General features: G+C 49.7%; 18 protein-coding genes. All 18 read right to left on the bottom strand.

Annotated features, from left to right (window positions below):
- Window positions 1-2: 2 nt before the first annotated feature.
- Window positions 3-389 carry a sulfate reduction electron transfer complex DsrMKJOP subunit DsrJ gene (gene dsrJ / locus DCMF_RS23770; protein WP_148136725.1) on the bottom strand — a complete coding sequence of 129 codons (387 nt, stop codon included), beginning with the start codon at window positions 387-389 and terminating at the stop codon, window positions 3-5.
- Window positions 382-1998 carry a sulfate reduction electron transfer complex DsrMKJOP subunit DsrK gene (gene dsrK, locus DCMF_RS23765; protein ID WP_148136724.1) on the bottom strand — a complete coding sequence of 539 codons (1617 nt, stop codon included), beginning with the start codon at window positions 1996-1998 and terminating at the stop codon, window positions 382-384. The genes dsrJ and dsrK overlap by 8 nt, the downstream gene beginning before the upstream one ends.
- A complete protein-coding gene (locus DCMF_RS23760) occupies window positions 1995-2531 on the bottom strand; it encodes an RsbRD N-terminal domain-containing protein (protein ID WP_148136723.1) in 537 nt (178 codons plus the stop codon). The genes dsrK and DCMF_RS23760 overlap by 4 nt, the downstream gene beginning before the upstream one ends.
- Window positions 2532-2563: 32 nt before the next feature.
- Window positions 2564-3424 carry a nitrilase family protein gene (locus DCMF_RS23755; RefSeq protein WP_148136722.1) on the bottom strand — a complete coding sequence of 287 codons (861 nt, stop codon included), beginning with the start codon at window positions 3422-3424 and terminating at the stop codon, window positions 2564-2566.
- A gap of 10 nt (window positions 3425-3434) precedes the next feature.
- Complete coding sequence (locus DCMF_RS23750; RefSeq protein WP_214659426.1) at window positions 3435-5054, bottom strand: (Fe-S)-binding protein; 1620 nt, start codon at window positions 5052-5054, stop codon at window positions 3435-3437.
- A gap of 1 nt (window position 5055) precedes the next feature.
- Entirely contained in the window at window positions 5056-5937 is an 882-nt protein-coding gene (locus DCMF_RS23745) for a nitrate reductase gamma subunit (protein WP_148136721.1), read from the bottom strand.
- 18 nt (window positions 5938-5955) lie between these two features.
- Window positions 5956-7383, bottom strand: a complete 1428-nt coding sequence (locus DCMF_RS23740) for a cobyrinate a,c-diamide synthase (RefSeq protein ID WP_148136720.1) — start codon at window positions 7381-7383, stop codon at window positions 5956-5958.
- A 27-nt stretch (window positions 7384-7410) separates the two neighbouring features.
- Window positions 7411-9111: an FAD-dependent oxidoreductase gene (locus DCMF_RS23735; RefSeq protein WP_148138052.1), complete on the bottom strand. Its 1701-nt coding sequence runs from the start codon at window positions 9109-9111 to the stop codon at window positions 7411-7413.
- 35 nt (window positions 9112-9146) lie between these two features.
- The gene (locus DCMF_RS23730) at window positions 9147-9461 is read right to left on the bottom strand and encodes a TusE/DsrC/DsvC family sulfur relay protein (RefSeq protein ID WP_148136719.1); all 315 of its coding nucleotides are present in this window, start codon (window positions 9459-9461) and stop codon (window positions 9147-9149) included.
- 22 nt (window positions 9462-9483) lie between these two features.
- Window positions 9484-9666: an indolepyruvate ferredoxin oxidoreductase subunit alpha gene (locus tag DCMF_RS23725; RefSeq protein ID WP_148136718.1), complete on the bottom strand. Its 183-nt coding sequence runs from the start codon at window positions 9664-9666 to the stop codon at window positions 9484-9486.
- A gap of 73 nt (window positions 9667-9739) precedes the next feature.
- The gene (locus DCMF_RS23720; RefSeq protein ID WP_148136717.1) at window positions 9740-9940 is read right to left on the bottom strand and encodes a hypothetical protein; all 201 of its coding nucleotides are present in this window, start codon (window positions 9938-9940) and stop codon (window positions 9740-9742) included.
- 17 nt (window positions 9941-9957) lie between these two features.
- Window positions 9958-11016 carry a dissimilatory-type sulfite reductase subunit beta gene (gene dsrB, locus DCMF_RS23715; protein ID WP_148136716.1) on the bottom strand — a complete coding sequence of 353 codons (1059 nt, stop codon included), beginning with the start codon at window positions 11014-11016 and terminating at the stop codon, window positions 9958-9960.
- A complete protein-coding gene (gene dsrA, locus DCMF_RS23710) occupies window positions 11013-12212 on the bottom strand; it encodes a dissimilatory-type sulfite reductase subunit alpha (protein ID WP_148136715.1) in 1200 nt (399 codons plus the stop codon). Before dsrA ends, dsrB begins: the two co-directional genes overlap by 4 nt.
- Window positions 12213-12609: 397 nt before the next feature.
- Window positions 12610-13494 carry a LysR family transcriptional regulator gene (locus tag DCMF_RS23705; protein WP_148136714.1) on the bottom strand — a complete coding sequence of 295 codons (885 nt, stop codon included), beginning with the start codon at window positions 13492-13494 and terminating at the stop codon, window positions 12610-12612.
- Window positions 13495-13516: 22 nt separating this feature from the next.
- Window positions 13517-14413, bottom strand: a complete 897-nt coding sequence (locus DCMF_RS23700; RefSeq protein WP_214658852.1) for a DMT family transporter — start codon at window positions 14411-14413, stop codon at window positions 13517-13519.
- Window positions 14414-14468: 55 nt separating this feature from the next.
- Entirely contained in the window at window positions 14469-15464 is a 996-nt protein-coding gene (locus DCMF_RS23695) for a YeiH family protein (RefSeq protein WP_148136712.1), read from the bottom strand.
- 237 nt (window positions 15465-15701) lie between these two features.
- The gene (gene grdD, locus DCMF_RS23690) at window positions 15702-16868 is read right to left on the bottom strand and encodes a glycine/sarcosine/betaine reductase complex component C subunit alpha (protein WP_148136711.1); all 1167 of its coding nucleotides are present in this window, start codon (window positions 16866-16868) and stop codon (window positions 15702-15704) included.
- A 39-nt stretch (window positions 16869-16907) separates the two neighbouring features.
- On the bottom strand, window positions 16908-18449 hold the full coding sequence (gene grdC / locus DCMF_RS23685; protein WP_148136710.1) for a glycine/sarcosine/betaine reductase complex component C subunit beta: 1542 nt from the start codon (window positions 18447-18449) through the stop codon (window positions 16908-16910).
- Window positions 18450-18451 lie beyond the last annotated feature (2 nt).

The raw sequence follows: 18451 nt of genomic DNA, 5'->3' as shown, positions 1-18451 counted from the left end.
TTTTACTCACCTCCCACATGACATTGCCAGCAATCCGGTGATACATTGGCGTAAGTATGGCACTTGTCGCAAAACTCTGTTTTGTTGGAATGGCACTGGAAGCAGGTGTTTTCCAGGCTCATCTCATACTCCGCCCCGCTGGAAGATACATAGACGTTGGTTCCTTCCCGGACGGACTTAGTGCGCCACTCATTCAATAATTTCATGTGGTTGGTGCGCATGTATGCCACATCTTCTATACAGACCTTTTGGTCCAGGGCTTGAATAGCCGGGGTGTTCAGATCCAGTTGGGGGGCCGCCGCCTCTTTGCCAAAAATATTCCACACGGGAAAGGTCACCAGGGCGGCAAAAACCAATAACAAAGGAATGATCAGTTTTTTATCATACATCCTGCTCACCACCCGTCATTTGAAGGGATGAACCGCGCAGGTCCTGGACCCTTTCCTTTTCCCCCTTCATGATCAAAGCGTTGCCCACCAGTTCATGAATCCCGCATACCTTGACCCCGGGTACCCAATAATCCATTAAGGGGGGCAGCACCGCCCGGTCTAAGGCGCAGATACAGGAAAGCATATTGACTCCGTACCTTTCCTTCACATGTTTCACGGCACTGGCCCGGGGAAATCCTCCCCGCATCCTCATTTCCATATATTCCTGGGTGTTCAGGCCGGACCCGCTGCCGCAGCAATAGGTTTTTTCCCGGATCGTGTTTTCCGGCATCTCCTGGAAATGGCGGCACACATTCTTGATGATATATCTGGGTTCTTCAAATAGCCCCATGGCCCGGGACGGGTTGCAGGAATCATGGAAGGTCAGATGATGATGATCATTGCGGCGGGGGTTTAAGTTCAGCTTGTTGTTCTTGATTAAGTCGGCAGTAAATTCCGTAATGTGCACCATCCGGGTGGAAAGGGTATTTTCAAATCTTGTCCCCGTAATAGGTGAAACCGGGACCTCTAAGAAATCCCCCGGTCCGTTCATGGTGTCCATATACTGGTTCACCACCCGCCACATATGGCCGCATTCCCCGCCCAGAATCCATTTTACCCCCAAGCGCCGGGCCTCGGCATACATTTTGGCGTTTAGCCTTTTCATCATTTCATGAGAGACAAAAAGGCCGAAATTGCCCCCTTCCGAGGCATAGGTGCTCAAGGTGTAATCCAGGCCGATTTCATGGAAGAGCATCAGATATCCCATAAAGGTATAAATACCGGGATCAGCAAAGAAGTCCCCCGAGGGTGTGATAAAAAGAATCTCCGCACCCTTCCGGTTAAAGGTAGGGGAAATCCTGACTCCGGTAATGTCTTCGATATCATCGCACAGCATGTCGACCGTATCGACAAAGGCGTGGGGCTGAACCCCCACATGGTTTCCCACCCGGTAACAATTGGACACGGGAGAAATAATCCAGTCCGTATTAATGCCCAGCAAGCCCAGTAATTCCCGGGCCAGGATGGTGATTTCCGCCGTGTCAATGCCGAAGGGACAGAAAACGGAACACCGCCGGCATTCGGTGCATTGGAAAAAGTAATAAAACCATTCCTTGATCACATCCACCGTCAATTCCCGGGCCCCGGCAAAGGTGCCCAGTAATTTCCCCGCCTTGGTAAACTCCTTCCGGTACACGGACCTGAGCAGTTCCGCCCGGAGAAAAGGCATATTCTTGGGATCTCCCGAGCCAATGAAAAAATGGCATTTATCGGCACAGGCCCCGCACCGTACACAGACATCCATAAACAGTTTCAGGGAACGAAACCGGTCCAGTCTTTCCCGTAACCCTTCCAGGATGATTTCTTTCCAATTTTCCGGCAGTTTCCAGTCTTCATCTTCCGGCGACCATTTGCGCGGATTGGGCAGCCCCAAGGCTTGATGGGGATCCGGCTTGGAGCCGTAGCAATACGTCCCTTTCCTGAATACCACCGGCGTCTCATACCATTTGGTGGCGGGCATCTTAAATTGATTACTTACCAGTGCATCCGATTTGGGCAGTGAACTCATTTTGGCACCCCTTCACAGCTTTTTTTCTCCCTTTCCTGCTTCTCCTGCCGGAGGAGAGCATAGACCTGCCGATGAACCTCATCTACCTTCAGCTCAAAAATTTTCTCCCGGCACTGGGCATAAATATCCATGGACATCAGGAGCAGGCGGTCAATCTGCCCTTCCCAGTTCTGCCGGGCGGTCTCCCTTTCTTCTCTGGGGGCGGTCGTCTTTTCCAAGACATTTCCCACAATATGCTTCAAAGAAATCAAAAAGGATACGGCCTGAGAAGGAAGGCCCTCCTGGACGGCGCGAATTCTGACGATTTGATCCAAATATGCCGCCACCTCTGAAGATTCTTTTCCCCGGACCAGCCAGTCCAGGATGGCTTCCAGTCCGGTAACCATACTATGCCCCACGGGATTGGCGAAAGGATCCTTTACGTGCTTGAAAATCCTGGCTGCTTCAGCAGGATAAGCGTCCAGAAGGGCATCAAACCATTTTTCCAATATAACTGCCTGATGATCTTGAAGAACCTTAGTGAGAAGATCCATTTCCCCTCCTCCACCTCCAGACCTGACTTATTTTATTTTCCATCGCCTGTTTTCCCGGCTTCCTGATCCTCTGCAAGCTGCCGGTAAAGCTCCGGCCGTCTGAATTGTAAAAAGAAACTATCCCGCATCACTTTTCTTTCCCGGGTGCGCATCTGATTGACCAAACCTGGGTCCAGATCGGCGATCAAAAGGTCTTCTTTTCCCGGGAAAGCCTCGGCAACGATATTTCCCCGGGGATCGAGCACCAGGGCGCCCCCGCAGAACTCTTTTTCTTCCCCGGCTTTTCCAATCAGGTTGCAGGCAGCCAGGAAAACCCCATTATCATAAGCCCGGGCGGGCAAATACTTCAACCAGATCTCCCTGCGGTTGCCCACCACTTGAGGAGAGGCATGGGGGGCAAAGATGATTTCGCTCCCCTGCAAAGCTAATACCGTGCTTACTTCCGGGAAGTGCATATCCCAGCAGATTCCCATGCCGAACTGCACCTTTTCGGTCATAAATACCGGCAGTTCATCTCCCGGAGAAAAGCTGCCCCATTCGCTTTTCCCCAAATGGGTCTTGCGGTAGGTACCGACAAGCCCGTTGGGAAAGGCGACCAGTTGGGTAATATAGGGTTTATCTGTGGGGGACTTTTCCGGCAGGCCGGCCAAAATCACCATTTTCGTTTTTTGGGCCAGGGCGCTGATCAAATCGGCGCTGGGCCCCGGAATGGTTTCCGGCGCCAGGGAGCCGGTATTTTTTGTGTATCCGGTAATGCTCAGCTCAGGAAAGCAGAGCACATCAACTTCCTTGGCTGCCGCTGCTTCGATGAACCAAGTGATTTTAGCGAGATTTTCTTTCACCTGCCCTATCTCCGCCTGCATTTGCACCAGGCCAATACGCGTTTCTTTCATGGACGCCTCCTCATTCTGCCAAGAACTCTAAGTAAGGCTTTTTCATTCCTACCAAAGCGTTTACCATCAACTCCACCAAGCCGCCGTAATGCAGGTTGTATTTTGCTTCCGCACCGTAATGCTCCAGCATATCCCGGATCGCCCCTTTGCAATTGGAGCAGGGAGCGCAGACATATTTGGGAATTTCCCCATCACCGATGGTATCGGCAAAGGCATCCAGAATCTGCTTGAACTTCATGCGGATGCTGACAGTTTTCCGGAACTCGGCAAAGTTCATGGCATTCATAATGGCAAAACCGCCGCCCCCGCCGCAGCAATAATTGTTAACCCCATGGGGCGTCATTTCCCGGAATTGGGGACAGATCGCCTTGAGGATATGACGCTGAGGCATGACAATCCCCATGGAACGCACATAATTGCACGGATCATGAAGGGTAACAGGAAAATTGTTTTTCGCGGGGTCAAAACGCAGCTTTTCCGTCTTCACTAAATCCCACAAAAGAGGGAGAAAGCTCTCTCTGGGCACGTAGTAAGTCCCAGTCACACTCCGGTCCATGCTGACGGCAGTTGCCCGGTGGGCGTGGCCGCATTCACCCAGGACGATTCTCTGGACGCCTAATTCTTTCGCTGCCTTAAACTGCTGCTCAGCCACCTGTTTGGCCTGGAAATCATCATACCAGACTCCGTAATTGACGCTGTCATAACCCATTAACTCACTGCTCAAGGTCCAATCCAGACCGGCTTCCTCAAAAAGGATGGCAAAAGCGGCCGGGTTTTCCGGCCAGGCCATAAATTCTCCCGCATTGTGCATGAGGAGAATATCCGCCCCTTTTTTATCAATGGGGATTTTGATTCTTTTGCCGATTTTTTCTTCAATCTCATCTTCGATAAATTCAATCACATCCAGGAAAGCCGGTTTGGTCATGCCGGTGGTGGAACCGGTTTTCAACTGCAGCATGGTACCTTTTTCATGGAGCGGCTTAGGGGCAATCCCCATTTCCTGGCTGAAAATCTTTCTGATTTCCCGGGCCAAGAGGGCGTTATCCAGGCCCAGGGGGCAGGTTTGAGCACAGCGCCGGCACAGATTGCACCGGTAGGCCAGTTCGCCCAGGCGGGCCACCGTTTCCCAGTTCAAATCCCCGTCACCGGCCCGCCAGGTGCCCACTAAATTCCCCTTGCTGTCCAAATATTTCTTGGCGATGCGCCGGAAGATTTCCGAGCGGAAAATGGGCCGGTAGATCTCATTCTTCCCGCTAGCCTGATAAACGTGACAGGATTCGGAACAGGTATGGCATTTGGCACAATATTCAAAGGAGAGGAGCAAGGGCTGAAGCATGGCCCGGTTGGTATCTTGGGAAAAGATTTTCTCCATCCCTTTTAAAAATTTGTTCACCAAGGCCTCTTCTTCTTCCTTGGTCTGGGGCCGGACCAAATTTTCCATGCCGGCATAGCCATCCAGGAAGGTACAGTTTTTTTCTTTCCAGTCCCCTTTCCATTCCTTTAAGGGGGGCTCTGCACCCGGTTGATCGTAAGGGAAAGGCAATTTCATCAGCCGGTCCAGACTTGGTTGGGAGAGCTGCCGATCCTGGGGACAGCCCATATCCTGCAGTGTGATGTGTTCGTTTTTCATATCAGCCACCTATAGCGCCTCCCTCTTTCCTTTCCTCTGTTTTGCTTGCGGTTCCCGGATAATGGGGACCGGACCAGGACTTCTCTGGAGCATAGGTCTGGGCCTCTTTTACTTTCCGGGCAATTTCATTGCCGGGAATAAAGGGTTCGTTATCCCACAAAACCTGATGGAAGGTAAAAAACTTTCCCACATAATGGCTCATTTTGGTGAGGGGAATATAGATCATTAACAGTCCAAACAAGGTCAGATGAATTGCTACCATCGGGTCGGGGGAAAAGGGTGCCCAGGTGAGCATACTTTTCATTAATTCCTGGCCGTACTGAAAGGCACCGTCCTGGATCCAGCTGAGGAAACCGGTCGCAGCCACCACAAAAAGGAAAGCTAGGTTAAAATATTCTTGGGCCGTGGTATAGATTTTAAACTCGTGATGCACCATTCTTTTCAGGAGCAGGCCGGCCGACCCCACCGCCACCAGGACCATGCCCAAGCTGCCGGTAAAAACGATCAAGAAACTGAGTATCTGTACCGGAAGAAAAAAATGGACAAAGAGCAGCACGAACCAGCAAAAAATAAAATAAATGCCCAAGTGCAAAGCATAAGAAAGCCACCAAAAAGGCCGCTGGTTCTGAAATAATTTCTTGATGAAAAGAATTTCTTTGCCCATGTCGACCAGTTCTTCCCACCGGGAGGTCTCCCTGGGCCTGGTCCACCATTTTACCTCTTCATAATAAGAACCCCCATAATGACCCTTTCCTTTTTCTTTTGGTACTGGATAAAGCTCCCATCTGCCATGCATGGGCATTTTGGCAAAAGCCAGGGCTTTCTGTACAGAAAAACCAATGAAGGCCAAAAAGGAAAGATAAAGAAAAATCACCAATACCATTCTTACACCCCCGGACCTTTAGATATTTGAGACTTTTTTATTTTCCGTCCATCTGTCCCGGTACAAAGCAGCGGCGGCCACAAATCTTTCCGCCCAGTTTTTCGTGCCTAAAGCATGAATATGGTTATAAGATGCCAGGACATTTTTATAAATAATACCATCCCTTTCCCCGTCGATGCCGTGTCCCCGGCGCACTTTAAAGGCAAAGTCAATGGAGCCGGTATCCAGGTCCACCAGACAGGAATGATGGAACTCATGGCCTTTGACGGAAGAGTTCAAGGCAAAGAAAGGGTTGGCCCCCGCTACGTCCATCACGGTGTACCCATGCCCCTGGGGTTTATTTTTTATCACCACATCAAAGGGAAGGACCCCCACCATGGGAAAACGCTGTTCCTCTTTGATGATGCTGCGGCCCAAATACATCAAGCCGCCGCATTCCGCGTAAACGGGCAAACCCGCTTCAATTTTTTGGGCAATGAGGTGGCGCAGGGTCTTGTTCTCCGCCAGCCGGTCCAAAAAAACTTCCGGAAAGCCGCCGCCGATGAACAACGCATCGATTTCCGGCAAACAGCGGTTTTCCAAGGCATTTATATCAACGAGCCTGGCTCCCGCCTGTTCCAGGCTTGTCAAATTTTCCGGATAATAGAAGGAAAAAGCCCGGTCCCGGATCACGCCGATGGTCACCGGTACCTCGCCATGCCCCCCCGGATGGATCCTGGTTTCCCCATCCAGGATGGACAGTACAGGGGCTTCACAGGCCAAATCAAAGATTTTTCCCAGATCCAATGCGTCCTGGGCCGTTTGGGCAATGGCTGCAATGGCTTTTTGCAGGGCCAGATCTTCTTCCGCCGGAATTAAGCCTAAGTGCCGGTTGGGGATACTGTGCAAAACATTTTTGGGTATCACGCCCAAGACCGGAAGATCACAGTATCTTTCAATGGCCCCGGAGAGCATCTCCTGGTGCCGGAGACGCGCCACATTGTTCAGGATCACCCCGGCCAGCTTTACCTCAGGATCAAAATCCTTAAATCCTTTCACCAGGGCGGCCACGCTTCTCGTCATCCGGTGGCAGTCAACCACGAGAAGGGCAGGCGCTTTTAAAATCTTCGCCACCTGGGCCGTACTCCCGCTGCCCATAAGATCAACGCCGTCGAACATGCCCATGGCTCCTTCGATCACGGCGATATCGCTATCGAAGGAGGTTTGAAACACGGATGTTCTGATGGCGTCATCATCCATGAGAAAACAGTCCAGGTTCCGGCAGGAGCGCCCGGAAACCCGGGACAACCAGCTGGGATCAATAAAGTCCGGCCCTTTTTTAAAAGGCTGGACCCGGTATCCGGCATGGACCAGAGCACCGATCAAACCGATACTGACCGTTGTTTTTCCGGATTGGCCCTGGGGTGCGGTAATGACAACCCGGGGAATTTTCAGCTGTTTCTGCATCTTTGTCACCCTGTGTCCTTTCTCTTTTTATATCAAGCCAGGCAAAGCGGAGATGCCGCCCTCTAAAAAGGCCACGTCGGTAAAACCTTTTCCCTTCAGGAGGCATGCCGCCTCATAAGCTCTTACACCCAAAGGGCAAACTGTGACAATTTTTTTCTCTTTCTGCGGGAATAGTTCACTGAATCTGGTGCGGAGATCCGATAAAGGGATATTTACGCTTCTAGGATCTTTCACAGGCCGCCGTCTCGCTTCCTCAGAAGTCCGCACATCCAGAAGGAGAAAATCCCCCTCTTTTTCCTGCCCCATCCGGGCCAGTTCCCGGGAAGGAATGGCCTGGGCCAAGCCTTGTTTCAGGTTCTGCAGGGTATGGACTCCATGGAGGCATAAATCGATGGGTGTGGCAAAGGGCGGGGCATACCCCAAATCAAGATGGGCAATCTGGTGCGCATCGGCCCCCAAGTGCAGGGCAGTGGCCAAAACATCCAATCTTTTGATCACTTCTCCTATGCCCACCACCTGGGCGCCCAACAGCTTTTCCGTTTCTTCATGGACCACCAGTTTCAGCATCCCTTTTCCATGGAGGGGGTGGTAATGGGCCGTATCATGTCCGGAAACCAGGGCGCACCTGACCGGGTAGCCCAGCTTTTTGGCCTCGGCCTCTGTCAGGCCGGTCTTGCCAATATTATAGTCGCCTGCCTGCAGGGCCACGGTTCCTAAAACACCCGGATATTTTTCCTGTAAACCGGCCAGGTTGCTGCCGATCACTCTGCCGTGTTTGTTCGCCGTGGAAGCAAGGGGGAAATAGACCTTTCTCCCGGAAACCAAATGCACATTTTCCACACAATCGCCCCCGGCGTATATGTGGGGGTCATTGGTCTGCAGATACGCATTGACCTGAATGGCGCCAGTAGCACCGATCGTTAAGCCGCAAGCGGAGGCTAATTGAATATTGGGCCTTACCCCGCAAGCCAGCACCACCAGCTCCACATCATAGATACTTTTGTTGGTCGTGATGCGCCTGACGTTTCCCCCTTTGCCGTCTCCCTTGATTCCTTTCAGCGTTTCTCCGGTAAAAACCTGGATGCCATTTTCTTCCAGGTGGGCCCGGACTAAACCAGCAAATTCCGGGTCAAGGATCCCGGGCAGAATCTGTTCCTCTTTTTCAAATACGGTCACTTCCCGTCCCGGCCGGGACAGGGCGGCCGCAGCTTCCATGCCGATGAGGCCGCCGCCGATGACGGCAATCTTTTTCACTCCATCCTGCACCGCGCTGCGGATCAACTGGGCATCTTCCGGGTGATGCAGGGAAATAATCCCTTTTAGTTCAATCCCCGGAATATCGGGAATCACCGGTTGACTCCCTGTCGCCAGGACCAGATCATCATAAGGAAGGCGGCTCTCTTTCTTTTGTTCCCGGTCCCAAACCACCACTTCCTGATGCTCCCGGTCAATGAACGTGGCACAGGTTTTCACCAAAAAACGGACATCTTTTTCCTGGGCAAAATAGGTCACGTCTCTCTTTAAGCCGGCCGCTGTGACAGATAAAGAAGTCAAATCGGGAATCATACCGGCCAGATAGAGCGGAAAGCCGCAGCTCCCATAAGAAATATGTTCCCCCTGCTCAATCACGGTGATATCCGCTTCCGGCAGGAGACGGCGGGCCCGGGCAGCGGTTTTTGGTCCCGCTGCCACACCCCCGATGATGACAATTCGCTTTGAACTTGTCATAGCCATCATTCTTTCCCTAAAAATTTTATGGTATTTTAAACACAACCCGTAGGTTTCGGGATTCCCGCAATTTTGCAGGCCCCTTTTCCCGGGCCGCTGGGAAATAATTCATAAATCTTTTCCACACTGAATCCGGTATCCTTTACCATCTTCCGCACCATGGGCGCGATGCCAAACTGTTTGTAATAATTAACCAGGTAATCAATGATCTTCCAGTGTTCATCGGTCAGCTCGACTTCTTCATTCTTGGCGAGAAATACGGCTAATTCTCTGGTCCACAAAGTAGGATCAGCCAGAAAACCGTCTTCATCCACTTCATATTGCTGGCCATTAAAATCGATGTACCCCATTTTCCCAACCTCCCAAATAATTTTATAGTTCCTGCACGGAAACAGCTTCGGAGGGACATACGGCGACGCAGCTTTCACATCCCTGACATTCATCCCCTACAATGGTTGCCTTCCCCTCTTCCAGGGCCAAATATTCTACCGGGCAATTTTCCACACACGCCCCACAACCGGTACATTTGTCCGTATTGATATTTACCAGATACATGCCTGTCACCTCACTTCTCCAATTTATAAGGCCGCTGCAGATATCATACCTGCAGCGTCCCGGGTCTCAAGCTCTATTCTTTTCCTTTGATGCGCACATAAGAGGTGCCCAGGTAAAGAAATTCGATAATGTCTTCATTACCTAAATCCCGTACCACCTGATCCACATTACTTTTCTTTTCCCCTAAAGCATCGGCAATTTCCCTGGTCTTGGCTTTACTTACCGAGTTTAAATAGGCCAGAACCTTTTCTCTTAAATCAGAAGCTTCCCCCACCGCATCTCACCTCTTTTCTACCATTTAAAGTTGGTAGTCGAACGGAATGTAGGAACGGAGAAAATATAGTCGTCAATGTGCTTATCCGTAAAGGGAATACCGGTCCTGTCAAAAAATCTCTCCCAGCCGATCCGGTTGATCCATTCCCCTACCCGCTCTCCTGTCTGGGCGTCGGCAATCCAAACTTCCACAATTTTATGGACCGCATCCACCACCTCCGGCCAGCGGGGCGGGTTGTTGGGCAGGAAAGGGATGGCCAGGCGGGAGAACATGGGGCCGGTCCTGGCATTGGAAACCTTTCCTCCCACCAAAATGGCAATACCGTCGTTCACCGGATCCATAATTTCCATAGCGGGACACATGGTAAAGCAGTTTCCGCAATACATGCATTTTTCTTCGTTAATTTTTACGCTCTTCTTCTGAGGATCCGGTTTGATGGCCGCTGTGGGGCAACTGGCAATCACCGTAGGAATCTCACACACCTTGGACAGTCTGTCATGGTTAATACGGGGAACCGTCCGGTGGATACCCAGAATGGCAATATCGGAACAATGCACCGCCCCGCACATATTGAGACAGCAGGCCAAGGCCACCCGCAGCCTGGCGGGCAGGTCCATATGGGTAAAATGCTCGAACAGGTCATCCATGACAGCTTTGACAATTCCGGAGGCATCCGTAGCCGGCGTATGGCAATGGATCCACCCCTGGGTATGTACCATGCTGCTCATGGCATTGCCGATCCCCCCCACGGGATATCCTTTCAGTTTCAAAGCATCCAGCAAAGGCTGCACATTTTCTTCCTTGGAAAGCAAAAATTCTACATTATGCCGGCTGGTAAAACGGAGATACCCATCACAGTAGGTATCCGCTAAATCACAGATTTCCCGGATAAAATCCAGGCTCACCAAACGGGGAGAACCGACCCGAATGGTAAACAGCTCCGCCCCGGATTCCGAAACGTGTTTCATCACACCCGGCTGCACATATTCATGATATTGCCACTGGCCATAATTCTCTTTAATAATGGGAGGCAGCATCTCCCGGTAATCCGGAGGTCCTAAATCTGTTCTGCTCATTTCCCTTCACCTCTTTCCACTTCATTCGCCTGCCAGAAGATGTAGGGATTGGCACGCGGTTCCCGCACCATCTGGGGCACCGGGGGCAATCCTACGGCCCGGAGGAAATTTCCCATACCGAGACGGTAAATCAATTCTCCCACTCTCTCCCGGGTCTTGCCGTTTTCATCCCACCACTCCCAGATCTTATCAATCAAGTCTTTTAATTCTTGATAGGGCGGTTCCATTTTCATAAAGGGCACAATCACCCAGGACAGGAAAGCAGAGCGAAGAATCGTGGCTTTACCCCCGATTAAAATCGTGGCCCCTTTATCCACCCCGGGCCGAATCGCTTTCGGCATTCTATTGATACAGTGCATGCATCGGGTGCAGTCTTCCACTTTTACCTGAAGTTCCTGGGCTTTTTCATCAAATTTCAAAGCTTTGGTGGGACACTTTTCACAAACCTCGCCCCGGATATCCATGCCGGAACGGGCATACTCTTTTACCTGCTCCTGATCAATTCTCAGACTGTCCCGCCAGGTGCCGATAATGGACAGGTCGGCCCGGGCAATGGACGCCACACAGTCATTGGGACAGCCGGAAATCTTAAACTTAAATTTATAGGGCCACATGGGACGGTGCATTTGATTCTGAAATGTATGGGTAAGATCATTGCACAGGTCTAGGGTATCAAAGCAGGACCATTCACACCGGGCCGGTCCGCAGCAGCAGCTGGGCGTGCGCAAACCGGACCCGGACCCGCCCAGGTCAAACCCGGCATCACTCAATTCGTCAAAAGTAGGCTGCAGTTGATCGGTTTTCGTCCCTAAGAGAATCACATCCCCCGTAGACCCGTGTAAGTTGGTCAATCCGCTGCCCCGCTTTTCCCAGATGTCGCATAATTTTCTCAGGGTCGCCGTGTTATAAAACCACCCGCTGGGCTGGTTCACCCGAACCGTATGGAATTCCGCCACATGGGGAAATTCTTCGGGTGAATCGGAATAACGTCCGATGACACCGGCCCCGTACCCTCTTACGCCTACAATGCCTCCATGCTTCCAATGGCCTTTCTTGTCGACATAGGATTGTTCCAGTTGCAGCAGCAAGTCCTTGGCAGAATCATCTTTTTCCGCAGCTTTTTTCATTTCCGTGACAAAGCTTGGCCAGGGGCCCTGTTCCAGCTGGTCCAAAAGAGGAGTCTTTTTATCCTCCAAACTCTCCACCTCCAGTGTTATTTTTTCTTATCTTTAGTATGACAAAGGATAAATACTAGTATTTCCATTTGCTTTGTCATGTTTAAGATGAGCAAATAGCTTTTTTTAACCCTTATAAAGGTTAAGTCAAAACGACTTTGAGCGCCCATATGGAACGATTTTATCTTACGCTTTCATTGTACTTCTTAAATTTTGATAAGTGAAATATAAAAAGATTATGTTTATAATAACTATTTGCTTATTATAAAGTGACTAAAGCTTCTAAAGACCCGAATAGCAGCTACTACCAGAACCGGGCAAAACAAAAGAGCCTGCTTAGGGTTACAGGCACATCCTTAACAGATATTCCCAAGGCGGAAATCATGGATCAAGAGATGATGAGAAGAGCCAGTTAAGGCTATTTGACTTGAGACCGGGAAAAATCAATAAACAGATTAAACAGTTTGGAAAGATACTTGTCTTTGTGATAAATAAGATGAAACTCCCGCATAATAACCAGGCCGTTTACTTTGGTAAGAGCAATGCGCCCGTCTGCCGTCTCTTTCTCCACACATCTTTTGGAAATGCAGGAAACTCCCAGCCCGGCTTCCACCGCTTTTTTAATCGCTTCCGTATTCCCCAGTTCAAAATCCACCGACACATCCACGTCAAAGGCTTTTAAGGCCTCCTCCAGCACTTCCCTGGTTCCGCTCCCTTGCTCCCGCATGATTAGTTTGGCATGCTCAATCGCTTTAAAATCAATTCCTGCGGGCTGGTCCCAAGGGTGGCCCGGAGGAGTAATAAATACCAGCTCATCGGCACAGAAAAATTCCTCGATGATTTCATCAGAAAAAACCGGGCCTTCCACAAAAGCAAAATCGATCTGGTTTTTCAGAATCATTTCCGCGATAATCTTGGTATTTTCAATGGCGATGGATACTTCAATACCCCGGTGTTCCTGATAAAACTTGCCGATGATCTGGGGCAAAACATAAATACCGATGGTGGTACTGGCGCCGATGCGTAATTTGCCCTGTTTTAACTCACTGGATTCTTTTAATATTTTGGCACAATCCTCATAGAGGTTGAGAATTCTGCGCACATAATTCAGGAAGATTTCCCCTTCGTGGGTCAGATAGAGCCTTTTACCGATCCGGTCGAACAAATGAATGCCAAAATCCGCTTCCAGTTCCCGAATGGTCTGGCTGATGGCCGGCTGGCTGATAAAAAGCTGATTGGCCACTTCCGTCATATTCAGTTTTGTCGCCACTTCATAAAAAACCCTTAGCTTCCGTTCATTCACAGTTTCACCCTCCACTACGTCTTTATTGATGCTGTTCTTCTTTATTTTGGTTCCTTGCCGAGAAAACTATCAGCAAGCCCCCGCCGATGATGAGCAGCCCGCCCACGAGCAAATAAATTGTAAAACCTTCCTTGAGAAATAATGCGGCAAATATAGAGGCAAAAAGCACTTCCAGGTAGCAAAGAATACTGGCATGCTGTGCGCTTACCTTACGCAGGCCGAACATATAACTGGATGTGGCCACTCCCTGAATCGCGATTCCCGCTAAAGCCAGAATGAGCAGCTCCCTAGGAGAAATTGCCCGCAAAGCAGGGGCCGCAAGAGGAAAGGTGAGAACAGAGATCACCGCGCACACATAGGTATTGGATACCAGGCCTAAAAGATGACCCGGAAGCCTTTTTAATAAGATGATATACAAGGCATAAAACAGGCCGCTGCCCAGGCCCATCAGGTTTCCCTGCCAGTTGAGGCCGGCCGGATCCCACTTGCCAAAGCCCACCACGTTGAGGATGCCCAAAAAACAAAGAATTAAAGCGGTCATCGACCTTTTTGTGATTTTTTCCTTGACCAGAACCGGAGCCAGCAAGACCACAAAACAGGGGGCGGTATAATAAAGGATAAAACCGTTGGCCACACCTGTTAATTGGATGGATTTCGTCACGAGCAGCCAGCTTGCTGCGTTAATGGCACCCGCCAACACCAAAGGTTTCCATTGGCCGGGTATTTTCAGAGCCCTGCCTTGCTTGGTGACGCAAATGCCTGCTAGCAAAATGATGAACCCAAAGAGAAAACGGAAAAAAACAATCACCTGGGGAGGCTGGTGCAGCTTTTGCACAAACAGCCCATAGGAACCCCAGATCAAACAGGCAAAGACAATTTGGCCATAAGGAAGATATTGATGATGATGACCTTTTTCCATACGCATACCCGCTTCTTCACTGAATTATTGGGCGATTGGCCAGCAGTTTGGAATTTCAGGAAAAAAACCAATCGGACAGGACAAAACTGAAAAAAGAAATAAAAACCGAAATACACAGGCCGGCGTAAAGAGGTTTTAATCCCACCCTCTTCAATTTTTGATAATTGGCCCCCAGGCCCAACCCTGCCATGGCCATGGTAAGCAAAAAACTGTCCAGGGTGACAAATTGATCAACGATCTGCTTAGGAATTAAGGAAAAGCTGTTGATCAGTACCACCAGGGAGAAGCCAAAAACAAACCAGGGAAAGGTTCCCTTGCGAAAACCCGGATTCTCGCCGCCTTTTTTTACGGTAGAGAATCCTAACAAAAGAACCGTAGGGATGACCAGCAATACCCTGGTGAGCTTAACCAGAGTGGCAAACTGGCCGGTTTTTTCCCCTGCCGCAAAACCGGCGGCAACGACCTGAGCCACCTCATGAATGGAAGACCCGGCCCAGACGGCATACAACACATCAGGCAGGTGAAAAACATGATAGAAAACGGGATATAAGAACATGGCCAAGGTGCCGAAAATGGTCACCGTAGCCACCGCAAAGGTAATATCCTGGTCGTCGGCATCGATCACCGGGGCGACTGCGGCAATGGCGGAAGCCCCGCAAATGGATGACCCTGCACCAATCAAAACCGCCAGATTACGGTCCAGGCCCAGTCTTTTCCCCAGCCACAGGGTGAACATCAAGGTGGCGGCAGTCACCACAATCACCAGGAAGATTCCTTTTCCCCCAATCTGGCCCATGTCGCTGAGGCTTAGCTTAAATCCTAAGAAGATAATGGCAATCCGCAAAATCTTTTTAAAAGAATAAGTGATTCCCGGTTCCAAAAAAGCAGGCACTTTCCCTACATTATTCATCACCATGCCCAGAATAATGGCAATAATTAAAGAGTTAAGATGAAAAAAGCTAATCAGGGAAAGCCTTTGCAGCCAGAAGGACACTCCCGCCAGTCCGGCAGTCAAAAGCATGCCCGGCAGAATGGATTCTTTGATCTTCATAATTATTTCAGCACCTTTTTCTTATTTTCCTCTATTTTAGCGTCAGTTTTTTTATAAGTAAAATATTATAATTTTATATTTTATATAATTATTATATTATGATAAGAAGAATGCTGCTGGTGCAAAAAAATTGAATCCTTTATGATGCCGGCAAATTTTTCTATCTAAAAAAACTGCGGGCCCCAAAGAGCCCGCAAGTGCTAGATGATTGAAGGGTAAAATTTATTGCCCTTTTATCTATAAATATTCATTTTTCTTCAGCAACTCGAAGGCTTTTTCTTTGTCTTCCGGGGCAACCATGACAATAGGTCCGGTACAACCCATGCCGCTTTCCGCGTAAATATTTTCCTTCCATAAAAGGGAAACTGCCTCTTCTAACTCCATCACCTCCACTCCGGGAATGGAATCAGAAACAGGTTTTTTAGGTGGGACGACAACTTCAGCTCCAGTCCCTTTTGCAGCGGGTACCGCACTACAGCTCAATGACTTCACGAAGTCATCCCAACCGGCTTTCCTGGCCGCAGCAAACTCGTCCTTTGCCTTTTGCACCAGTTTACCTTTAGCACAATCGGCCGCAAAGCGGATTGCCCCGGCAATTACCGGAGCCCCTGAAGCCCGGGAAATAATACAAATAATACGATCATAGTTTTCTCCCACTCCGGGGCCATAGCCATCACCCAAAGACTCATAACTGCCGCCGGAACTGGATGCGGAGAAAACTTTCATCAGCACATTACCGGTTAAACTGTCCTGCACCATGACATCCGGAACACCCATTAAAAGATCATTCCCCCGCATGACCACACCCCCGTCTGCCCGGGTAGATTCAATCAGGCTAATGGGATATCCTCTTTCCTGGAGTTTCCTTAAGGCCCTTTCCACCTGTCTGGCTCCGTCAATATTTAAGATTCCTACTGAAGGATGATGATTTCCGCAGGCTTTCGCCACAGCAATGCCATAGACAGTATTTTTGAGCATGGCAGACACCCGCTCGGTAGCAGATGTTCCGGTTGTAGTGGCCAGAAGCATTTTCTTGCCTTTAGCCGGAGTAATCACCCGGCCCACGGTAGAGACGCCGATAGGAAAACTGTAATGCATGGTAACTGCGGCATCCAAAAATCCGTCTCGAAGCATTTGATCCATTTTGGCATGGGCTTCTTTTTCATCGGATGCCTCTGCTGTTTCCAGATATGTTTTTACACCAGCCCCGATCACCACGGCCTGAAGATCCGGGTTCTGGCTTTGGGCCAGCTCTGCTCCCCGGACCAGTTCTTGGGGCCCGTGCTCACTTCCGAGAATGGTCAGACCCACTCTGGTTTTTTTACCAAAAGATCCGGTTTCCAGGGCATCAGCAACTTCTTCAAATGCTTCCGCAATAGTATCTCTGATCCGGTTTACGCCCATATTTTCACCCCCGATCGGGAAATTGCTCTTTTGTCCGGTTTATTCACTTCTCAATAGTTGCGCAACATCCCGCATGGCTTGTCCAATCATTGATCTTATTTCTTCTTTATCAAAGCAGGTGTCCTTTGGCATCCCACTGTTCTTTTCAATGATAAAGGATACACCATCAAATAAATTCGTCAACCTGCCCAGGAAAAGGCTTCCTTTCCCTATAATCATGGCTCTGTTGATTTTTCCTTCTAAAATCATATCCCGGGCATGTCCGATAAAGGGTACCCCGGAAGGTATATGGCCCTGGGTAGGAGCAAATCCGGGCATGCCGAACCGATGCACGGCTTCGAGAAGATCGGCCTTTTCTAATTCTCCTCTTTTAACCGCCAAAGCACCGATCATTTTATAATTTGCTAAAGGGACATCGCCGGCTCCGGCAGGTTCGGTAATCTCAGGATTTTGCATTTCTGCACAATAACGATCAATCTCAGGAATCTTATAACCTAACTTATCTAAAGGATCTGCGACAATAGCCGTCATCACTGCCTGAGGTGAGGCACCTGATCCAATTTTGTGCCGTCCTACACCGTCCGTGCGGATCACCGGGTTAACGCCGTCATTTTCCGCGATCTGAATAGCAAAGGCGCCCAGCATATCTTCTAAAGCCGGCATCCCTTTTTTGACATGATCCTTGGAATTCATGCCCAGCTTAGCGGAAGCACCCCCGGCCAGAACAACAATGTTTTTATAGATACCTGACTGGGCTAGGGCAGCAGCCTCAACCAGCGCATGGGCCGGACCGGCACAAAAGCTCCGGGTATCGGAACCGGTGGCATTTACACAGCCGCACATTTCTCCGATCGATTTTGCAAAATTGCCTCCGCCTCTCTGGTTCATATCTCCGCAAGCCTCTTCCGAACATTCAATAATATATTCCACCTGCTCCGCGTGGAATTCAGCCTTAGAAAGCAGAAGTTTTAAGGCAAAAACGGCCGAAGCCTTGGCCACCAGATTTTCAAACATCACATGATCCGATAAGGATTCGTCAAATTCATGGGCTTTCTTGACACACCCCACAAGCTTTCCGGCAAAATACATGGGCTGTGCCAAATGGCCTTCTACCAGTTTGCCAATCTCCTCCACTTTACTGGGATTCTTGGATAATTTATCTAAATCTTTTATGTCCCCCAGGACGGGATGCCTGATCATTTTTTCCCTGACATTGGCCTGAAATTGTTCTTCTAAAACCACCAAATCAAAAGCATCAACGATTTTCATCAATCCCAAGAATTCATCTTCCGGCATAATTTCTCCGTACTTCCCCGTACGGGAGGCTCCGGAAACAGGTGCCTGATACCAAGGACGGGCAATACCTTTTAAGTCGTTAGGAGTCATATTGCCAATATAGATCTGATTCGGCGGGTAATTAACCGCTTCCTCAAAACTCCTCAGGTGCTCAGGCAATTTTTGCAAATGTTCTGATTCGGGGTTTTTTCGTCTTTCCGATGTTTGAGTCGTACCCTGGTGCATGAGCATGTCGGTAGCCTGTATTAAAGCATAAGCGGCACCTTTGACAACCGGAAAACTCATGG

Source organism: Candidatus Formimonas warabiya (assembly GCF_002777255.1).
Taxonomy (GTDB): Bacteria; Bacillota; Dehalobacteriia; order Dehalobacteriales; family Dehalobacteriaceae; genus Formimonas; species Formimonas warabiya.
This window is presented reverse-complemented; position numbering and strand designations above follow the sequence as displayed.

Bases quoted from the DNA above. Each gene is read 5' to 3' on its own strand.
- dsrJ (WP_148136725.1), bottom strand. From the start codon at position 389: ATGTATGATAAAAAACTGATCATTCCTTTGTTATTGGTTTTTGCCGCC.
- dsrK (WP_148136724.1), bottom strand. From the start codon at position 1,998: ATGAGTTCACTGCCCAAATCGGATGCACTGGTAAGTAATCAATTTAAG.
- DCMF_RS23760 (WP_148136723.1), bottom strand. From the start codon at position 2,531: ATGGATCTTCTCACTAAGGTTCTTCAAGATCATCAGGCAGTTATATTG.
- DCMF_RS23755 (WP_148136722.1), bottom strand. From the start codon at position 3,424: ATGAAAGAAACGCGTATTGGCCTGGTGCAAATGCAGGCGGAGATAGGG.
- DCMF_RS23750 (WP_214659426.1), bottom strand. From the start codon at position 5,054: ATGAAAAACGAACACATCACACTGCAGGATATGGGCTGTCCCCAGGAT.
- DCMF_RS23745 (WP_148136721.1), bottom strand. From the start codon at position 5,937: ATGGTATTGGTGATTTTTCTTTATCTTTCCTTTTTGGCCTTCATTGGT.
- DCMF_RS23740 (WP_148136720.1), bottom strand. From the start codon at position 7,383: ATGCAGAAACAGCTGAAAATTCCCCGGGTTGTCATTACCGCACCCCAG.
- DCMF_RS23735 (WP_148138052.1), bottom strand. From the start codon at position 9,111: ATGACAAGTTCAAAGCGAATTGTCATCATCGGGGGTGTGGCAGCGGGA.
- DCMF_RS23730 (WP_148136719.1), bottom strand. From the start codon at position 9,461: ATGGGGTACATCGATTTTAATGGCCAGCAATATGAAGTGGATGAAGAC.
- DCMF_RS23725 (WP_148136718.1), bottom strand. From the start codon at position 9,666: ATGTATCTGGTAAATATCAATACGGACAAATGTACCGGTTGTGGGGCG.
- dsrB (WP_148136716.1), bottom strand. From the start codon at position 11,016: ATGAGCAGAACAGATTTAGGACCTCCGGATTACCGGGAGATGCTGCCT.
- DCMF_RS23700 (WP_214658852.1), bottom strand. From the start codon at position 14,413: ATGGAAAAAGGTCATCATCATCAATATCTTCCTTATGGCCAAATTGTC.
- DCMF_RS23695 (WP_148136712.1), bottom strand. From the start codon at position 15,464: ATGAAGATCAAAGAATCCATTCTGCCGGGCATGCTTTTGACTGCCGGA.
- grdD (WP_148136711.1), bottom strand. From the start codon at position 16,868: ATGGGCGTAAACCGGATCAGAGATACTATTGCGGAAGCATTTGAAGAA.
- grdC (WP_148136710.1), bottom strand. From the start codon at position 18,449: ATGAGTTTTCCGGTTGTCAAAGGTGCCGCTTATGCTTTAATACAGGCT.